This is a genomic window from Leclercia sp. 29361 (assembly GCF_011290365.1).
In the GTDB taxonomy this organism is placed as follows: domain Bacteria; phylum Pseudomonadota; class Gammaproteobacteria; order Enterobacterales; family Enterobacteriaceae; genus Enterobacter; species Enterobacter tamurae.
In genome coordinates, this window is the sequence record NZ_CP049786.1 from 1,124,136 (window position 1) to 1,138,772 (window position 14,637).

Genomic DNA, 14,637 nt, shown 5'->3' on the forward strand with positions numbered 1-14,637 from the left:
AAAAGCGGCCCGTTTATGGTGAGTGGGCTGTCAACAAACAAGGAGAAAACAGCATGAAACATGGAATCAAAGCCCTCTTTATTACGCTTGCCCTTATGTCTGCCGGGATGAGCCACTGCGCGCTGGCGGCGACACCAGCCGCCAAAACGCAGGTCGCACAAGGCAAGGCTGATGCACCGCCCCCACCCCAGCAGTCGAAAGCGGCGGAAGCGGAGAAGGGGCGGATCAGCATTAATTCCGCCCCGGCGGAGGAACTGGCGCGGGTGATGAACGGCGTGGGGCTGAAGAAAGCCCAGGCAATTGTCAGCTACCGGGAAGAGTACGGCCCGTTTAAAACCCTCGACGATCTCAAGCAGGTCCCCGGTATGGGCGGTGCGCTGGTGGAGCGGAATCTTGCGTATCTGACGCTGTAATAACTTGCACAGTGGCAAAAATTTGCCAGGATAAAGAGGTCATACCAGTTATGACCTCTGACTCTTACAAATAACAACCCTGAAGGCTATTGCGCTATGCAGACCCAAATCAAAGTACGCGGTTATCACCTTGATGTTTATCAACACGTTAATAACGCACGTTATCTCGAGTTTCTCGAAGAGGCGCGCTGGGAAGGGCTGGAAAACAGCGACAGCTTTCAGTGGATGACCGAGCGGCGTATCGCCTTTGTGGTGGCGAATATCAACATTAACTATCGCCGTCCTGCGGTGCTCAGCGATCTTCTCACCGTCAACAGCCAGCTTCAGCAGCTAAACGGCAAAAGTGGGATATTAAGTCAGGTGGTGACGCTGGAACCGGAAGGGCAGGTGGTGGCAGATGCGTTAATTACCTTTGTCTGCATCGATTTGAAAACGCAGAAAGCGCTGCCGCTGGAAGGGGAACTGCGTGAGAAGCTGGAGCTGTTAATAACATAAGCCCGCTTTTGATGCCGGGCGAAGCAGATCCTTCACCCGGCAGGCTGGCCCGGATTAATTAAGACCGGTTTTCTTTTTCAGAGCCGCCATCACCCCGACTTTATCCGACAGATAATGATTCAGGCCGTTGGCACGCAGATTACAGGCGGCGCACTGACCGCAGCCATCGCCCTGAATGCCGTTGTAGCAGGTCAGCGTTTCGTTACGCACCAGATCCAGCTTGCCCCAGTAGTCAGCCAGTGCCCAGGTTTCGGCTTTATCGAGCCACATAAGCGGCGTTTCGAAGCGGATATCTTTGGCCATCCCCAGACTCACTGCATGGTTGAGGGCTTTCACAAACTCGTCGCGACAGTCCGGGTAGCCGGAGAAGTCGGTTTCGCACACGCCGGTAATGATCGCCTCGGCTTTGACCTGGTAAGCATAGATGGCGGTCAGGGTCAGGAAGAGGATATTACGTCCCGGCACGAAGGTATTCGGGATCCCCTCGGCGTCCGGTTCGTAGTCCGGCACCGGAATACTGTCGCGGGTGAGGCTGCTCACCGCCAGTTCATTCAGCAGGGTGACATCCAGAACCTTATGCGCCCGTGCGCCGAGTTTCACCGCCAGTTTCTGCGCGACCTCAATCTCTTCGCTATGGCGCTGACCATAGTCAAAAGTCACGCAATGGACTTCATCATATTGCTGCAGAGCCTGAACCAGACAGGTGGTGGAGTCCTGGCCTCCACTGAACACGACAACGGCACGTTTCATTAATCTTCCCAACTTTGACGGATAAAAACGTATGGTAACGTCTGCCCGTGACGGCGACCAGCTTCTTCACGTTTTCGGGGCGGGCAGCCAGGCCTCGGTAAAATCAAACCAGCCGCGCGGATTCAGGCGGATGCCGTTCACCCCCGGCGGGGCGCTGATTTGATACTGATAGTTGAACAGCGGCGTCAGGACAGCACGCTCCATTAATTGTGCGAACACCTCTTTTAATGCCAGATGGCGCGCCGCGGCGTCGGGTTGAATCTGAACCGCATCCAGGGTCGCCATCAGGTGCGCAAACTGCGGGGCGCTGAGCAGATACGGCCAGAGCGCATCGCAGCGTAACCACTGCTCCAGGGTGTATTCCGGTGCCTCACCAATCAACCTGTCGCCCATCATGATATCGGCCTCCGCCAGGGCGGTGCAGCCATCCCAGGTTTTCGCGTCATGAAAAATCACCGTCAGCTGGCAGCCTTCGTGGGCCAGGTAGCGTTTAAGCTGTTCCGCCATGGTGTGTAACTCTACCGGCAGGTGATAGATCAGGGTCAGCGTCTCCGGCAGCGCGATAGTCTGCGCCTGCGGCCACCGGGGGATAGACCATCCCGGGAGCAACTCCTGAGTCGGGGTGATGAGATTCTCGTCCAGCGGCAGGGTATGCAGCAGCGAGGTGTGATGAATGATGTCGATCAGCCTGCGGGCCTGGGCCTCGCTTAACCTGCCGCTCTGCTTCAGCGTGAGATAGCAAAAGCCGAGGCTGATGCTGTTACTGACCAGCCGCAGGCTGGCGAGTTCTTCCGGCTCGCCAATGGCGATCTGCACCGGATGGCGGCAGCTGGTGCCTAAATCCTGGTCAAAAAGCTGGGGGGTGATCCAGTATTCGATGGCTTTCAGCAGCGGATGGCCCAGATGATACTGCTCGTGGCTCTCGAGCCGGACCAGATCCGCGTCGTATATCGCCAGCCGAAACGGTCCGCTCCCCGTCAGGGGCTGTTCAGGGTGAGCAAGACGACTGCAATAGCTTGCCAGACGGTGCGCCAGCCAGTAATCCGGCTGATGTAACACAAAGGTCAGGCACTGCGGGTGGGTCACCGCAATTTGATTCACGCTGTTAAACAGTTTGCGCAGCGCGGGCAGGGTGAGCAGCCGCGCCAGCTGGCTCTGGAGCTGAGCCGCCTCGACTTTGTCCCCGTTATGCCAGTGCAGCGTGGAGCGAATATAGAAGTGCCAGCGCAGCCCGTCGGCTGAGATCTCCCAGTGATGCGCCAGATCGCCGCCCGGCTCGCTGCTGGTGTCGCTGAACCGCGTCAGGCCGGAAAAGATCTGCCCGACCAGATGCTGCTCGGCGCGGCCGGGCAAAAAGCCCGGATGGAGCGGATCGAGGGGCCGGTAATAGGGAATGCGCAGCGTCGGGGTATTGTTCTGCCACTGCCCGCCGAGAAAAGGATGCAGCAGGGCACGCAGCGCCTGGGGTGCCAGCTGGGCCAGTTCCAGCGCGTTGTGCTGCTGGCCGTTTTTGAGCGCCTGCTCCATCATCGTATTGCGCAGCGATTCTGGCGTGACGTGAAAGCGCAGCTCGCCGCGCTTACCGCGCCCGGACTGTGCCTGCCAGCTCAGCCAGCCCGCCTCCTGGGCCTGACGCAAAAGCGTGCGCACATGTCGTTCGCTGCAAAAACAGCGGCTGGCCAGTTCGGCCACGCTCACCTGCTGCGGCGCACCAGCTGAGGGCTGCCACAGTCTCTGGTACTGATTAAGTCGATTAAGCTGGCGCATAGTAAACCCGGAACAATAATTTCCATCTATTCAGTATTACTTCCGTATATATCACGCAATACTGATGCACAAGTTAACCTCCTCACATTTTCGGAGTTCCCATGGCGCGGCTGGCTGCATTTGATATGGACGGCACCTTGTTAATGCCGGACCACCGTTTAGGCGACAAGACGCTGAGCACGCTTAAGCGACTGCATGAGCGCGACATTACGCTCACCTTCGCCACCGGACGGCATGTGCTGGAGATGCGCCACCTGATGGGCGCGCTTGCCCTCGATGCGTTTTTGATTACCGGCAACGGGACGCGCATTCACTCCCTGGAAGGCGAGGTGCTCTATCGTCAGGATTTGGCGCCGGACGTGGCGGAGCAGGTGCTGCATACCACCTGGGATACCCAGGCCAGCATTCACGTGTTTAATGATACTGGCTGGCTGACCGGTAAACCGATCCCGGCGCTGCTGGACGCGCACGTCTACAGCGGCTTCCAGTATCAACTGACCGATCTGCGCCGTATTCCGGCGCACGCGGTGACCAAAATCTGTTTCTGCAGCGATCACGACGATCTCTGCCGCCTGCGCATTCAGCTTAACGAGGCGCTGGGCAACCGCGCGCACCTGACCTTCTCGGCAATAGATTGCCTCGAAGTGCTGCCGGTCGGGTGCAACAAAGGTTCCGCCCTGGCGGTGCTGAGCGATCATCTGGGCTTAACGATGCAGGAGTGTATGGCGTTTGGCGATGCGATGAACGATCGCGAGATGCTGGGCAGCGTAGGCCGCGGCCTGATCATGGGCAATGCGATGCCGCAGCTGATCGCTGAGCTCTCGCATTTACCGGTTATCGGACACTGCCGCAACGAGGCCGTGTCCCACTTTTTAACCCATTGGCTGGATACACCTGATCTTCCTTATTCCCCCGAATAGTGAGACCCTTCCAGCAAGCCAGACGACAGTCTGGCTTTTTTTATTTTACCAGCCGGGCAATCTCCGCCAGCCACGGCGTCACGTCACCAATGTTGGCTTTCACCCACTCCGCGTTGTAGTAGGTGTCCAGATAGCGCTCGCCGCTGTCGCACAGCAAGGTAACGATCGAGCCTGTTTCCCCGGCGTCACGCATCCGTGTGGCCAGCTGCAATGCGCCCCACATATTGGTCCCGGTAGAGGCCCCGACCTTACGACCCAGCTGGGTTCCCAGCCAGTGGGCAGTGGCGACGCTGGCGGCATCCGGTACCCGGAGCATCTCGTCCACCACGTCAGGAATAAACGACGGCTCGACGCGCGGACGGCCAATCCCTTCTATTTTACTGCCTACCGGGCTGCGCAGGGCGGGGTCGCGCTGCTGCCAGTAATCGAGAAACACCGAGTTCTGCGGATCCACCACCATCAGGCGGGTATCGTACCCCTGGCAGCGAATATAGCGGCCAATGGTAGCCGAGGTGCCGCCGGTCCCGGCGCTCATTACGATATGGGCCGGCACCGGATGGGGCTCATTTTGCATCTGACGGAAAATACTGTCGGCAATGTTGTTATTGCCGCGCCAGTCCGTTGCCCGCTCCGCGAAGGTAAACTGGTCCATATAGTGACCGTTTAGCTCCCGGGCCAGCATCTCGGAAGCGGCATAAATTTCGCAGGCGCTTTCGACGAAATGGCAGCGTCCGCCGTAAAATTCGATCTGTTCGATTTTGCGTTTCGCCGTGCAGGAGGGCATCACGGCGATAAACGGCAGACCGAGCAGGCGAGCAAAATAGGCCTCAGAGACGGCGGTTGAGCCGGAGGACGATTCGATGATGGTGGTGCCTTCATTGATCCAGCCGTTACACAGCCCATACAGGAACAGCGAGCGCGCCAGACGGTGCTTCAGGCTGCCGGTCGGGTGGGTGCTTTCGTCTTTCAGATAGAGCTGAATCCCGGCAAAACCCGGGAGAGTCAGGCGAATAAGGTGTGTATCCGCCGAGCGCTGATAATCGGCGTTAATTTCACTGATGGCGTTTTTAACCCAGGTGCTATTCATCGCGGTAATCCGTTTGTCATTTTGTGCCCAGCATAGCGAAAAGCACAGAAAAAATTGTTGCTATCTGACCTTTAAAATAGAATGTAAGGAGAAAAATTTTCTCTGCGGGGGTGGGTATGCTAGATAAAATTGACCGTAAGCTGCTGTCCTTACTGCAAAGCGACTGCACCCTCTCTTTGCAGGCACTGGCGGATGCCGTTAATCTGACCACCACGCCCTGCTGGAAACGCCTCAAGCGACTCGAAGATGAAGGCATCCTGCTGGGACGCGTGGCGCTGCTCGATCCCGAAAAACTGGGGCTTGGATTGACGGCCTTTGTTCTGATAAAAACGCAGCATCACAGCAGCGACTGGTACTGTGGATTCGTCAGCGTGGTATCGGAAATGCCGGAAGTGCTGGGTTTCTGGCGCATGGCGGGCGAATACGACTACCTGATGCGCGTTCAGGTGGCGGACATGAAACGCTATGATGATTTCTACAAACGGCTGGTCAACAGCGTGCCAGGTCTGTCGAATGTCACCTCCAGCTTTGCGATGGAACAGATTAAATACACCACCGCCTTACCCATTGAATAACTTCCCGGCCTGGCCGGAATACGATCCTCAGGAAAAGACCGCGTGCGATTATTTGCTCAGTTAAGCTGGTACTTTCGCCGGGAGTGGCAACGCTATCTCGGTGCAGTGGCTCTGCTTATTATCATTGCCGTTCTGCAGCTCATCCCGCCGAAAGTGGTGGGCTATGTCGTGGACGGCGTTACGGAACAGCATTACACCACCGCACGGGTGATGATGTGGATCGGCACGCTGGTGCTGACGGCGGTGGTGGTCTATCTGCTGCGCTATGTCTGGCGCGTGCTGCTGTTCGGGGCCTCCTACCAGCTGGCAGTGGAGCTGCGGGAAGATTTTTACCGCCAGCTTAGCCGCCAGCATCCGGAATTTTATCTCCGCCATCGCACCGGGGACCTGATCGCCCGTGCCACCAACGATGTGGATCGCGTGGTCTTTGCCGCCGGGGAAGGGGTGCTGACCCTGGTGGATTCGCTGGTGATGGGCTGCGCGGTGCTGATTGTGATGTCCACCCAAATCAGCTGGCAGCTGACGCTGCTGGCCCTGCTGCCGATGCCGATTATGGCGTTGGCGATCAAACGCTACGGCGACCAGCTGCATGAACGCTTCAAGCTGGCGCAGGCGGCCTTCTCCTCGCTCAACGACCGTACCCAGGAGAGCCTGACCAGTATCCGGATGATCAAAGCCTTCGGCCTGGAAGATCGCCAGTCGGCGCTGTTTGCCGCCGATGCCGCCGATACCGGGGCCAAAAACCTGCGCGTCGCCCGCATCGACGCCCGCTTCGATCCCACCATTTATATCGCCATCGGCACCGCCAACCTACTGGCTATCGGCGGCGGCAGCTGGATGGTGATTAACGGCTCGCTGACCCTCGGCCAGCTGACCAGCTTTGCCATGTATCTGGGGCTGATGATCTGGCCGATGCTGGCTCTGGCCTGGATGTTTAATATCGTCGAGCGCGGCAGTGCGGCCTACACCCGGATCCGCGCCATGCTTGCCGAGGCGCCGGTGGTGAATGACGGCAGCGAGCCGGTGCCGCCGGGCCGCGGTGAGCTGAATGTCGCCGTCCGCGCCTTTACCTATCCGCACACCGAGCAGGTGATCCTCGAAAACGTCAGCTTCAGGCTGCAACCCGGGCAGATGCTGGGCATCTGCGGCCCAACGGGCGCCGGAAAGAGCACCATTCTGTCGCTGATCCAGCGCCACTTTGATATTGACCAGGGCGAGATCCGCTTCCATGACATCCCCCTGACCCGGCTGCAGCTGGATAGCTGGCGCAGCCGGCTGGCGGTGGTGAGTCAGACGCCGTTCCTCTTCTCCGACACCGTCGCCAATAATATTGCGCTGGGTTGCCCGCAAGCCACCCGGGAAGCGATCGAGCACGTTGCCCGTCTCGCCAGCGTGCATGATGATATCCTGCGCCTGCCCCAGGGCTATGAAACCGAAGTGGGGGAGCGCGGGGTGATGCTCTCGGGCGGGCAGAAGCAGCGTATTTCTATTGCCCGCGCGCTGCTGCTCAATGCCGAAATCCTGCTCCTCGACGATGCCCTGTCCGCCGTCGATGGTCGCACTGAACACCAGATCCTGCATAACCTGCGACAGTGGGGAGAAGGGCGCACGGTGATCATCAGCGCCCATCGTCTGTCGGCCCTGACCGAGGCGAACGAAATTCTGGTGATGCAGCACGGGCATATTGCCCAGCGCGGGCAGCATGACCAACTGGCGGACCAGCCGGGATGGTATCGCGATATGTATCGCTATCAACAACTGGAAGCGGCGCTGGATGACGTGCCGGATATGAATGAGGAGGCCGCCGATGCGTAGTTTTTCCCAGCTGTGGCCGACCCTTAAACGCCTGCTGGCGTATGGCTCGCCGTGGCGCAAACCGCTCTCGCTGGCTGTGGTGTTGCTGTGGATTGCGGCCATTGCCGAAGTGACCGGCCCGCTGCTGATCAGCTATTTCATTGACAACATGGTGGCGAAAAACTATCTCCCGCTCGGTCTGGTGGCCGGGCTGGCGGTGGCCTATATCGGCCTGCAGCTGCTGGCGGCCGGGCTGCACTACGCCCAGTCGCTGCTGTTTAACCAGGCCGCCGTCGGGGTGGTACAGCAGTTGCGGACCGACGTGATGGATGCCGCCCTGCGCCAGCCGCTGAGCGCGTTCGATACCCAGCCCGTCGGGCAGATCATCTCCCGCGTCACCAACGATACGGAAGTGATCCGCGATCTCTATGTCACGGTGGTGGCCACGGTGCTGCGCAGCGCCGCGCTGGTCGGCGCCATGCTGGTGGCGATGTTCAGCCTCGAGTGGCGCATGGCGCTGGTGGCGATGGCCATCTTCCCGGCGGTAATGATTGTTATGCTGATCTACCAGCGTTACAGCACGCCGATTGTCCGTCGCGTGCGCGCCTATCTGGCGGATATCAACGACGGCTTTAACGAAGTCATCAACGGCATGAGCGTCATCCAGCAGTTCCGCCAGCAGGAGCGCTTTGGCGAGCGGATGGGCGAAGCCAGCCGCTCGCACTATATGGCCCGCATGCAGACCCTGCGGCTGGACGGTTTTCTTCTGCGTCCGCTGCTCAGCCTGTTCTCGGCGCTGGTGCTGTGCGGATTGCTGATGCAGTTTGGTTTCGCCGCAGGCGGTACTATTGAGGTCGGGGTGCTGTACGCCTTTATCAGCTATCTGGGCCGTCTAAACGAACCCCTGATTGAGCTCACCACTCAGCAGTCGATGCTGCAGCAGGCGGTGGTCGCCGGTGAACGCGTCTTTGAGCTGATGGATCGGCCGCGTCAGGCCTACGGCGATGACGATCGCGACCTGCAAAGCGGCACCATTGAATTTGATCATGTCTCCTTTGCCTATCGCGACGATCGGCTGGTGTTGCAGGATATCGATCTGAAGGTGCCATCCCGGAGTTTTGTCGCCCTGGTGGGCCATACCGGCAGCGGTAAAAGTACCCTCGCCAGCCTGCTGATGGGCTACTACCCGCTTACCGAAGGGGAAATTCGTCTCGACGGACGTCCTCTCACGACCCTGAGCCACGCCGTGCTGCGTAAAGGGGTGGCGATGGTGCAACAGGATCCGGTGGTGCTGGCCGACACCTTCTTCGCTAACGTCACGCTTGGGCGACCGTTCAGCGAGGAGCAAGTGTGGGAGGTGCTGGAGAAAGTGCAGCTGGCAGAGCTGGCGCGCGGCCTGCACGACAACATTCACACCCGGTTGGGCGAGCAGGGGAATAACCTCTCCGTCGGGCAAAAACAGCTCCTGGCCCTGGCCCGGGTGCTGATTGATACGCCGCAGGTGCTGATCCTTGATGAGGCCACGGCCAGCATCGACTCCGGCACCGAACAGGCGATCCAGCAGGCGCTGGCCGCGGTGCGTGAACAGACCACCCTGGTGGTGATTGCCCACCGTCTGTCGACCATTGTCGAGGCAGATACCATTCTGGTGCTTCATCGTGGCCAGGCGGTAGAGCGCGGCACCCACAAGCAACTGCTTGAGGCGAAAGGGCGTTACTGGCAGATGTATCAACTGCAGCTGGCCGGTGAAGAGCTGGCCGCCAGCTCGCGGGATGAGTCGCTCAGCGCCTGATGCACTAAAATTAAGCAACCTGCCAGCCGCTGAATCGGTTGGTGCAAAAATGAAACGCATCATGCACTGTCATGGTGCGTTTTTTTTCGCCATCACGTCGTCACGCCTCGTCCTTCCTCCTTTTTCAATTCTGGCACATCCCTTGCAATACCTAATCAGTTCGCGAGCCATTACCGAATTCTGACTGGAGGGATATATGAAGCTGGTTACCGTGGTCATCAAACCATTCAAGCTCGAAGACGTGCGTGAAGCACTCTCTTCAATGGGTATTCAGGGATTGACCGTCACCGAGGTGAAAGGCTTTGGGCGACAGAAGGGTCATGCGGAGCTGTACCGGGGCGCCGAATACAGCGTCAACTTCCTGCCAAAAGTGAAGATTGACGTGGCGATCGCCGACGATCAGTTGGATGAGGTTATCGACGTGATTAGTAAAGCAGCCTACACCGGCAAAATTGGCGACGGCAAAATTTTCGTTGCTGAGCTGCAGCGCGTTATTCGCATTCGTACCGGCGAAGCTGACGAAGCGGCACTGTAAAACATCAGGCACACAGTGATAGGGATCGAGAAAATGAACACAACAACACTCAAAGCAGGTCTGGGGTCTCTGGCACTGCTGCCGGGGCTGGCAATGGCTGCACCGGCGGTGGCAGACAAAGCCGATAACGCCTTTATGATGATTTGCACCGCGCTGGTGCTGTTTATGACCATTCCGGGGATTGCGCTGTTTTACGGCGGCCTGATCCGCGGTAAAAACGTTCTCTCCATGCTCACCCAGGTGACGGTCACCTTCGCGCTGGTGTGCGTTCTGTGGGTGGTCTACGGCTACTCGCTGGCCTTCGGGGAGGGCAACGCCTTCTTCGGCAGCTTTAACTGGGCGATGCTGAAAAATATCGAGCTGACCGCGGTAATGGGCAGCTTCTATCAGTACATCCACGTCGCGTTCCAGGGCTCGTTCGCCTGTATCACCGTTGGGCTGATTGTCGGGGCGCTGGCGGAACGTATTCGCTTCTCCGCGGTGCTGATCTTCGTGGTGGTATGGCTGACGCTCTCCTATGTGCCGGTGGCGCATATGGTCTGGGGTGGCGGTCTGCTGGCCTCCCATGGCGCACTGGACTTTGCCGGCGGCACCGTGGTGCACATTAACGCCGCAGTGGCGGGTCTGGTGGGGGCATACCTGATCGGCAAACGCGTCGGTTTTGGCAAAGAAGCCTTCAAACCGCACAACCTGCCGATGGTCTTTACCGGCACCGCGATCCTCTACTTCGGCTGGTTTGGTTTTAACGCCGGTTCTGCCAGTGCAGCAAACGAAATCGCGGCGCTGGCCTTCGTGAACACCGTTGTGGCCACGGCGGGCGCAATCCTCTCGTGGATCTTTGGCGAGTGGGCAGTACGCGGTAAACCTTCCCTGCTGGGTGCCTGTTCCGGAGCCATTGCCGGTCTGGTTGGCATCACCCCGGCCTGTGGTTTTGTCGGTGTTGGCGGTGCGCTGATCATCGGTATCGTGGCGGGCCTGGCGGGTCTGTGGGGCGTCACTGCGCTGAAACGTGTTCTGCGTGTGGACGATCCTTGTGATGTGTTTGGCGTGCACGGCGTGTGCGGCATCGTTGGCTGCCTTATGACTGGCTTCTTCGCCTCTACCTCACTGGGCGGTGTCGGCTACGCAGAAGGCGTGACCATGGGTCATCAGGTGCTGGTGCAGCTGGAAAGTATCGGCCTCACGGTGGTCTGGTCGGGTGTAGTGGCCTTTATCGGCTACAAACTGGCAGATATGACGGTGGGTCTGCGCGTACCGGAAGAGCAGGAGCGCGAAGGTCTGGACGTCAACAGCCACGGCGAGAATGCGTATAACGCCTGATAAACAGCAAAACGGCAACCTTGGTTGCCGTTTTTAGTGTTTGTTCCCTCTCCCCGTGGGAGAGGGTCAGGGTGAGGGCATCAGACCGCACGATCCATTATCCCCGGTTGCGCATCACCCCTTCCTGCACCGTCGACGCCACCAGCACCCCATCCTGGGTATAGAACTCACCGCGAACAAACCCGCGCGCGCTTGAAGCCGAGGTGCTCTCCACGCTGTACAGCAGCCAGTCGTTCATATCAAACGGACGGTGGAACCACATCGAATGATCGATAGTGGCAACCTGCATCCCTTTCTCGAGGAAGCCCACACCGTGCGGCTGCAGGGCAACCGGCAGGAAGTTGAAATCGGACGCGTAACCCAGCAGATACTGATGGACCCGGAAATCTTCCGGCACTGTGCCATTGGCGCGGATCCAGACCTGACGCGCCGGTTCGGCGGTATGGCCCTTCATCGGGTTATGGAACTCGACCGGGCGGATCTCCAGCGGCTTGTCGCAGAGAAACTTCTCTTTAACCTGCGGGGGCAGCAGATGCGCCAGCGCACGGGCAATGTCCGTTTCAGACTTTAATTCGTCCGGCGCCGGGGCAGGGGGCATTGTCTTCTGATGCTCATAGCCCGGCTCCGGGGCCTGGAACGACGCGGTCATATAGAAGATCGGCTTGCCGTTCTGCACTGCCGCCACGCGGCGGGCGCTGAAGCTGTTGCCGTCGCGCAGAACCTCCACGTCATAAACGATCGGTTTCTGGCTGTCGCCAGGGCGCAAAAAGTAGCTGTGAAAGGAGTGCACAAAGCGTTCTGCAGGTACTGTCTCTTTAGCTGCGTAGAGGGCCTGCCCTACAACCTGACCGCCGAATACCTGGCGCAAGCCCAGATCTTCGCTTTGTCCCCGAAAGAGTCCTTCTTCAATTTTTTCCAGGTTTAATAATGTCAGCAGATTGTCTAGTGCCTGACTCATAGTCGTCCTCAATTAAAACGCCGTGGCGAAAGATAGGCAGAGTATAACGCAGAATTGGAAGTGGTCCGATGGGTGCAATAATCTGAATAACAGGGAGATTCCAGGCATAAATAATTGATGTGTGCCACACTTACTCTCGTTAACCTGGTATTAACCACTCATCTGGCGGTATCGATCCCGCTGGTGCATTGATGATAAGGAGAACTCAATGAAACTCGTGCACGTGTTAAGTGGTTTAGCGGTAGCGGTTGCTCTTTCTGCCTGCGCGGATAAAAGTGCAGACATCCAGACGCCAGCGCCAAACCCAAATACTGCTGGCGTGGCGACGCAGCCAACTATTCAGCAGCCTAATGTTTCCGGGACCATCTGGATCCGTCAGAAAGTGGCTCTGCCGCCAGATGCGGTATTAACCGTCACCCTGTCTGATGCTTCGCTGGCTGACTCGCCATCTAAAGTGTTAGCACAGCGGGCGACCCGTACCGAAGGTAAACAGGCCCCGTTCAAGTTTGAACTGCCGTTTAACCCGGCGGATGTGCAGCCTAACGCGCGGATCCTGCTGAGTGCCGCGATCACCATTAACGATAAAGTTGTGCTGATGACTGACATCGTGAAACCGGTAATCAATCAGGGTGGTACTAAAGCCGATCTGGTCCTGGTGCCTGTGCAGCAGACCTCGCTGCCGTTGCAGCCTGGTGGCGGTGCGCCAACTACCGTACCTTCCACCTCGCCAACTCAGGTGAGCCCGTCTACGGCCACCCCGGCGCCTACTCAGCTTTAATCTCTCCAGCCCCTCTCGCCTGAGAGGGGCTTTTTAATACCGCCAGCGGTACGCCTGCAAATCAATCTGCCCACTGCCTGATACCTGAACCCCTTCGCTGAGCAGCGCCTGACGTTGACGCTGTAAATCGGGGCCGGTTAAGGAGATCGCGCCGTGGCGGTTCACCACCCGATGCCAGGGCAGGGTGCTTCCTTCCGGCAACCGCTTAAGCACACCACCTACCTGCCGTGCTGCGCGCGGAGAACCCGCCAGTCGTGCCACTTCGCCATAAGTGGTGACGGTACCTTCGGGAATCGAGGCTACTATCTGCCAGACCCGCTGGGGAAAAGCGTCGTGTTCGTCCATTTTTGTGCTCCTGTGTTGAGAGCATGATAGAGATTACCCGGCAAGACAGGAAGAAAACGTGCACTCTGTAAACGCTTTGCGCAATAAAACATCACCCGGACGCGGTTAACTTGCAATTGCTATCTGGTACAGTGATAATGCGCCAGCGCGTTGGTTAACAACGCTCTCAATGGGGGCCCTGTTGGTTCTCCCGCAACGCTACTCTGTTCACCAGGTCAGGTCCGGAAGGAAGCAGCCAGGGCAGACGACGTGTGTGCCGGGATGTAGCTGGCAGGGCCCCCACCCATTTCTGCTTTCGGCAAAACTTCTCGTATCCACTCCGCATTCAGCTTTCTCAGGCCATCAGCCCGACGTCGACGCTTTTACCCATAGCAACAGTAAGTACATTATATATTTCTCAGCCAGCCTGTTTATTTTCTTAATTGTCATCATACTGAAATGTGGTTGTCATTATTCTGTCATAAATGGCGTGCAGGGTAAGTGTGACATTTTTATGATATATAAGCAGGCAATATATATCTGGATAATAATGATAACTTCGTGTATTAATTTAATAAATTGATGTCAAGGATGTAGCCACCATGACCACTGCCGTGCTGAATGTAAAAATTGACGAAGCGCTGAAAGAGAAGCTTCGTCATTACGCAGAAGTGAATAATGAGAATCTTAGCGTTACCACAGAGAAACTGCTGCAAATGGCCTTTGCTGTAGCAGACGAGGCGGGAGTAACGGAAGAGGATATCGACAATCAACATACGGAAGAAGAGAACGTAGCACCTTTTACTCCTAAAGAAATCAAAGCATTAAGAAAAATTCTGAAGAAGAAAAAATGAAACAACATCAGCAATCAACCGCCAGCAGCTACTCGGAAGCCTGCACGCTTCTGCGCTCTGGCTATGTCAAACATGTCCGCCTGGGCTGGGATGTTGGCAGTGATGAGTTCTTTCGAATTGCGTCTGACTGGTGTGATACCGGCGCGAAAATAAAGAAAGAAGGCGATAGTTTTGTTATTTCCCTGAAAGGTTTTCCTATCCCTGCTCAGCACTGACTTCTTCCCTGCTGAAAATGTCTGACTGTAACGATTACAGTCAGACATTTTTAAATCACC

At 57.6% G+C, this 14,637-nt stretch carries 15 protein-coding genes, 1 other RNA gene and 1 pseudogene; 12 read left to right on the plus strand and 5 right to left on the minus strand.

Going from position 1 to position 14,637, the window contains the following annotated elements; translation table 11 throughout:
- The first annotated feature begins 53 nt into the window (after positions 1-53).
- Together G7090_RS05275 and G7090_RS05280 are read left to right on the plus strand one after the other, a co-directional pair.
- On the plus strand, positions 54-413 hold the full coding sequence (locus tag G7090_RS05275) for a helix-hairpin-helix domain-containing protein (RefSeq protein WP_166181731.1): 360 nt from the start codon (positions 54-56) through the stop codon (positions 411-413).
- Positions 414-509: 96 nt separating this feature from the next.
- Positions 510-908, plus strand: a complete 399-nt coding sequence (locus tag G7090_RS05280) for a YbgC/FadM family acyl-CoA thioesterase (RefSeq protein WP_166181732.1) — start codon at positions 510-512, stop codon at positions 906-908.
- A 54-nt stretch (positions 909-962) separates the two neighbouring features.
- Here the strand turns inward: G7090_RS05280 and queC are convergent, their stop codons facing one another.
- Positions 963-1,658: a 7-cyano-7-deazaguanine synthase QueC gene (gene queC, locus G7090_RS05285; protein ID WP_166181733.1), complete on the minus strand. Its 696-nt coding sequence runs from the start codon at positions 1,656-1,658 to the stop codon at positions 963-965.
- Positions 1,659-1,724: 66 nt separating this feature from the next.
- Positions 1,725-3,425: an SgrR family transcriptional regulator gene (locus tag G7090_RS05290; RefSeq protein WP_166181734.1), complete on the minus strand. Its 1,701-nt coding sequence runs from the start codon at positions 3,423-3,425 to the stop codon at positions 1,725-1,727.
- 101 nt (positions 3,426-3,526) lie between these two features.
- On the opposite strand from G7090_RS05290, the gene cof reads away from it, so the two are divergent.
- A complete protein-coding gene (cof, locus tag G7090_RS05295; protein ID WP_106992151.1) occupies positions 3,527-4,345 on the plus strand; it encodes an HMP-PP phosphatase in 819 nt (272 codons plus the stop codon).
- Between the two features lie 40 nt (positions 4,346-4,385).
- Here cof and G7090_RS05300 read toward each other — a convergent pair whose 3' ends face one another.
- A complete protein-coding gene (locus G7090_RS05300) occupies positions 4,386-5,432 on the minus strand; it encodes a PLP-dependent cysteine synthase family protein (RefSeq protein WP_166181735.1) in 1,047 nt (348 codons plus the stop codon).
- A gap of 116 nt (positions 5,433-5,548) precedes the next feature.
- Here G7090_RS05300 and G7090_RS05305 point away from each other — a divergent pair, with 116 nt between their 5' ends.
- The 5 genes from G7090_RS05305 to amtB all read left to right on the plus strand — a co-directional run bounded on the left by G7090_RS05305 (position 5,549) and on the right by amtB (position 11,448).
- Positions 5,549-6,007 carry an Lrp/AsnC family transcriptional regulator gene (locus G7090_RS05305; protein ID WP_106992153.1) on the plus strand — a complete coding sequence of 153 codons (459 nt, stop codon included), beginning with the start codon at positions 5,549-5,551 and terminating at the stop codon, positions 6,005-6,007.
- A 42-nt stretch (positions 6,008-6,049) separates the two neighbouring features.
- Positions 6,050-7,822: a SmdA family multidrug ABC transporter permease/ATP-binding protein gene (locus G7090_RS05310; protein ID WP_166181736.1), complete on the plus strand. Its 1,773-nt coding sequence runs from the start codon at positions 6,050-6,052 to the stop codon at positions 7,820-7,822.
- Positions 7,815-9,593, plus strand: coding sequence for a SmdB family multidrug efflux ABC transporter permease/ATP-binding protein (locus G7090_RS05315; protein ID WP_166181737.1), 1,779 nt, complete (start codon positions 7,815-7,817; stop codon positions 9,591-9,593). Before G7090_RS05310 ends, G7090_RS05315 begins: the two co-directional genes overlap by 8 nt.
- A 196-nt stretch (positions 9,594-9,789) precedes the next feature.
- Positions 9,790-10,128, plus strand: a complete 339-nt coding sequence (gene glnK / locus G7090_RS05320) for a P-II family nitrogen regulator (protein WP_032616849.1) — start codon at positions 9,790-9,792, stop codon at positions 10,126-10,128.
- Between the two features lie 33 nt (positions 10,129-10,161).
- Complete coding sequence (amtB, locus tag G7090_RS05325; protein ID WP_166181738.1) at positions 10,162-11,448, plus strand: ammonium transporter AmtB; 1,287 nt, start codon at positions 10,162-10,164, stop codon at positions 11,446-11,448.
- Between the two features lie 97 nt (positions 11,449-11,545).
- Here the strand turns inward: amtB and tesB are convergent, their stop codons facing one another.
- Positions 11,546-12,406, minus strand: coding sequence for an acyl-CoA thioesterase II (gene tesB, locus G7090_RS05330; RefSeq protein ID WP_166181739.1), 861 nt, complete (start codon positions 12,404-12,406; stop codon positions 11,546-11,548).
- Between the two features lie 208 nt (positions 12,407-12,614).
- On the opposite strand from tesB, the gene G7090_RS05335 reads away from it, so the two are divergent.
- The gene (locus tag G7090_RS05335) at positions 12,615-13,184 is read left to right on the plus strand and encodes a YbaY family lipoprotein (protein ID WP_106992170.1); all 570 of its coding nucleotides are present in this window, start codon (positions 12,615-12,617) and stop codon (positions 13,182-13,184) included.
- 33 nt (positions 13,185-13,217) lie between these two features.
- On the opposite strand, the pseudogene G7090_RS05340 reads toward G7090_RS05335, so the two are convergent.
- Positions 13,218-13,532, minus strand: a pseudogene (locus tag G7090_RS05340) (MGMT family protein); the annotation flags it as partial.
- 176 nt (positions 13,533-13,708) lie between these two features.
- Between G7090_RS05340 and ffs the strand changes: the two are divergent.
- The 3 genes from ffs (at position 13,709) to G7090_RS05355 (ending at position 14,577) form a co-directional block, all read left to right on the plus strand.
- Positions 13,709-13,805, plus strand: an RNA gene (ffs, locus tag G7090_RS05345) — signal recognition particle sRNA small type.
- A 305-nt stretch (positions 13,806-14,110) separates the two neighbouring features.
- Positions 14,111-14,362, plus strand: a complete 252-nt coding sequence (locus tag G7090_RS05350) for a hypothetical protein (RefSeq protein WP_142488453.1) — start codon at positions 14,111-14,113, stop codon at positions 14,360-14,362.
- Positions 14,359-14,577, plus strand: a complete 219-nt coding sequence (locus G7090_RS05355) for a hypothetical protein (RefSeq protein ID WP_032616855.1) — start codon at positions 14,359-14,361, stop codon at positions 14,575-14,577. The genes G7090_RS05350 and G7090_RS05355 overlap by 4 nt, the downstream gene beginning before the upstream one ends.
- The last annotated feature ends 60 nt before the right edge of the window (positions 14,578-14,637 follow it).

What these genes read in the sequence shown, in the direction of transcription:
- G7090_RS05275 (WP_166181731.1), top strand. Translation starts at nt 54, where the DNA reads ATGAAACATGGAATCAAAGCCCTCTTTATTACGCTTGCCCTTATGTCT.
- G7090_RS05280 (WP_166181732.1), top strand. Translation starts at nt 510, where the DNA reads ATGCAGACCCAAATCAAAGTACGCGGTTATCACCTTGATGTTTATCAA.
- queC (WP_166181733.1), bottom strand. Translation starts at nt 1,658, where the DNA reads ATGAAACGTGCCGTTGTCGTGTTCAGTGGAGGCCAGGACTCCACCACC.
- G7090_RS05290 (WP_166181734.1), bottom strand. Translation starts at nt 3,425, where the DNA reads ATGCGCCAGCTTAATCGACTTAATCAGTACCAGAGACTGTGGCAGCCC.
- cof (WP_106992151.1), top strand. Translation starts at nt 3,527, where the DNA reads ATGGCGCGGCTGGCTGCATTTGATATGGACGGCACCTTGTTAATGCCG.
- G7090_RS05300 (WP_166181735.1), bottom strand. Translation starts at nt 5,432, where the DNA reads ATGAATAGCACCTGGGTTAAAAACGCCATCAGTGAAATTAACGCCGAT.
- G7090_RS05305 (WP_106992153.1), top strand. Translation starts at nt 5,549, where the DNA reads ATGCTAGATAAAATTGACCGTAAGCTGCTGTCCTTACTGCAAAGCGAC.
- G7090_RS05315 (WP_166181737.1), top strand. Translation starts at nt 7,815, where the DNA reads ATGCGTAGTTTTTCCCAGCTGTGGCCGACCCTTAAACGCCTGCTGGCG.
- glnK (WP_032616849.1), top strand. Translation starts at nt 9,790, where the DNA reads ATGAAGCTGGTTACCGTGGTCATCAAACCATTCAAGCTCGAAGACGTG.
- amtB (WP_166181738.1), top strand. Translation starts at nt 10,162, where the DNA reads ATGAACACAACAACACTCAAAGCAGGTCTGGGGTCTCTGGCACTGCTG.
- tesB (WP_166181739.1), bottom strand. Translation starts at nt 12,406, where the DNA reads ATGAGTCAGGCACTAGACAATCTGCTGACATTATTAAACCTGGAAAAA.
- G7090_RS05335 (WP_106992170.1), top strand. Translation starts at nt 12,615, where the DNA reads ATGAAACTCGTGCACGTGTTAAGTGGTTTAGCGGTAGCGGTTGCTCTT.
- G7090_RS05350 (WP_142488453.1), top strand. Translation starts at nt 14,111, where the DNA reads ATGACCACTGCCGTGCTGAATGTAAAAATTGACGAAGCGCTGAAAGAG.
- G7090_RS05355 (WP_032616855.1), top strand. Translation starts at nt 14,359, where the DNA reads ATGAAACAACATCAGCAATCAACCGCCAGCAGCTACTCGGAAGCCTGC.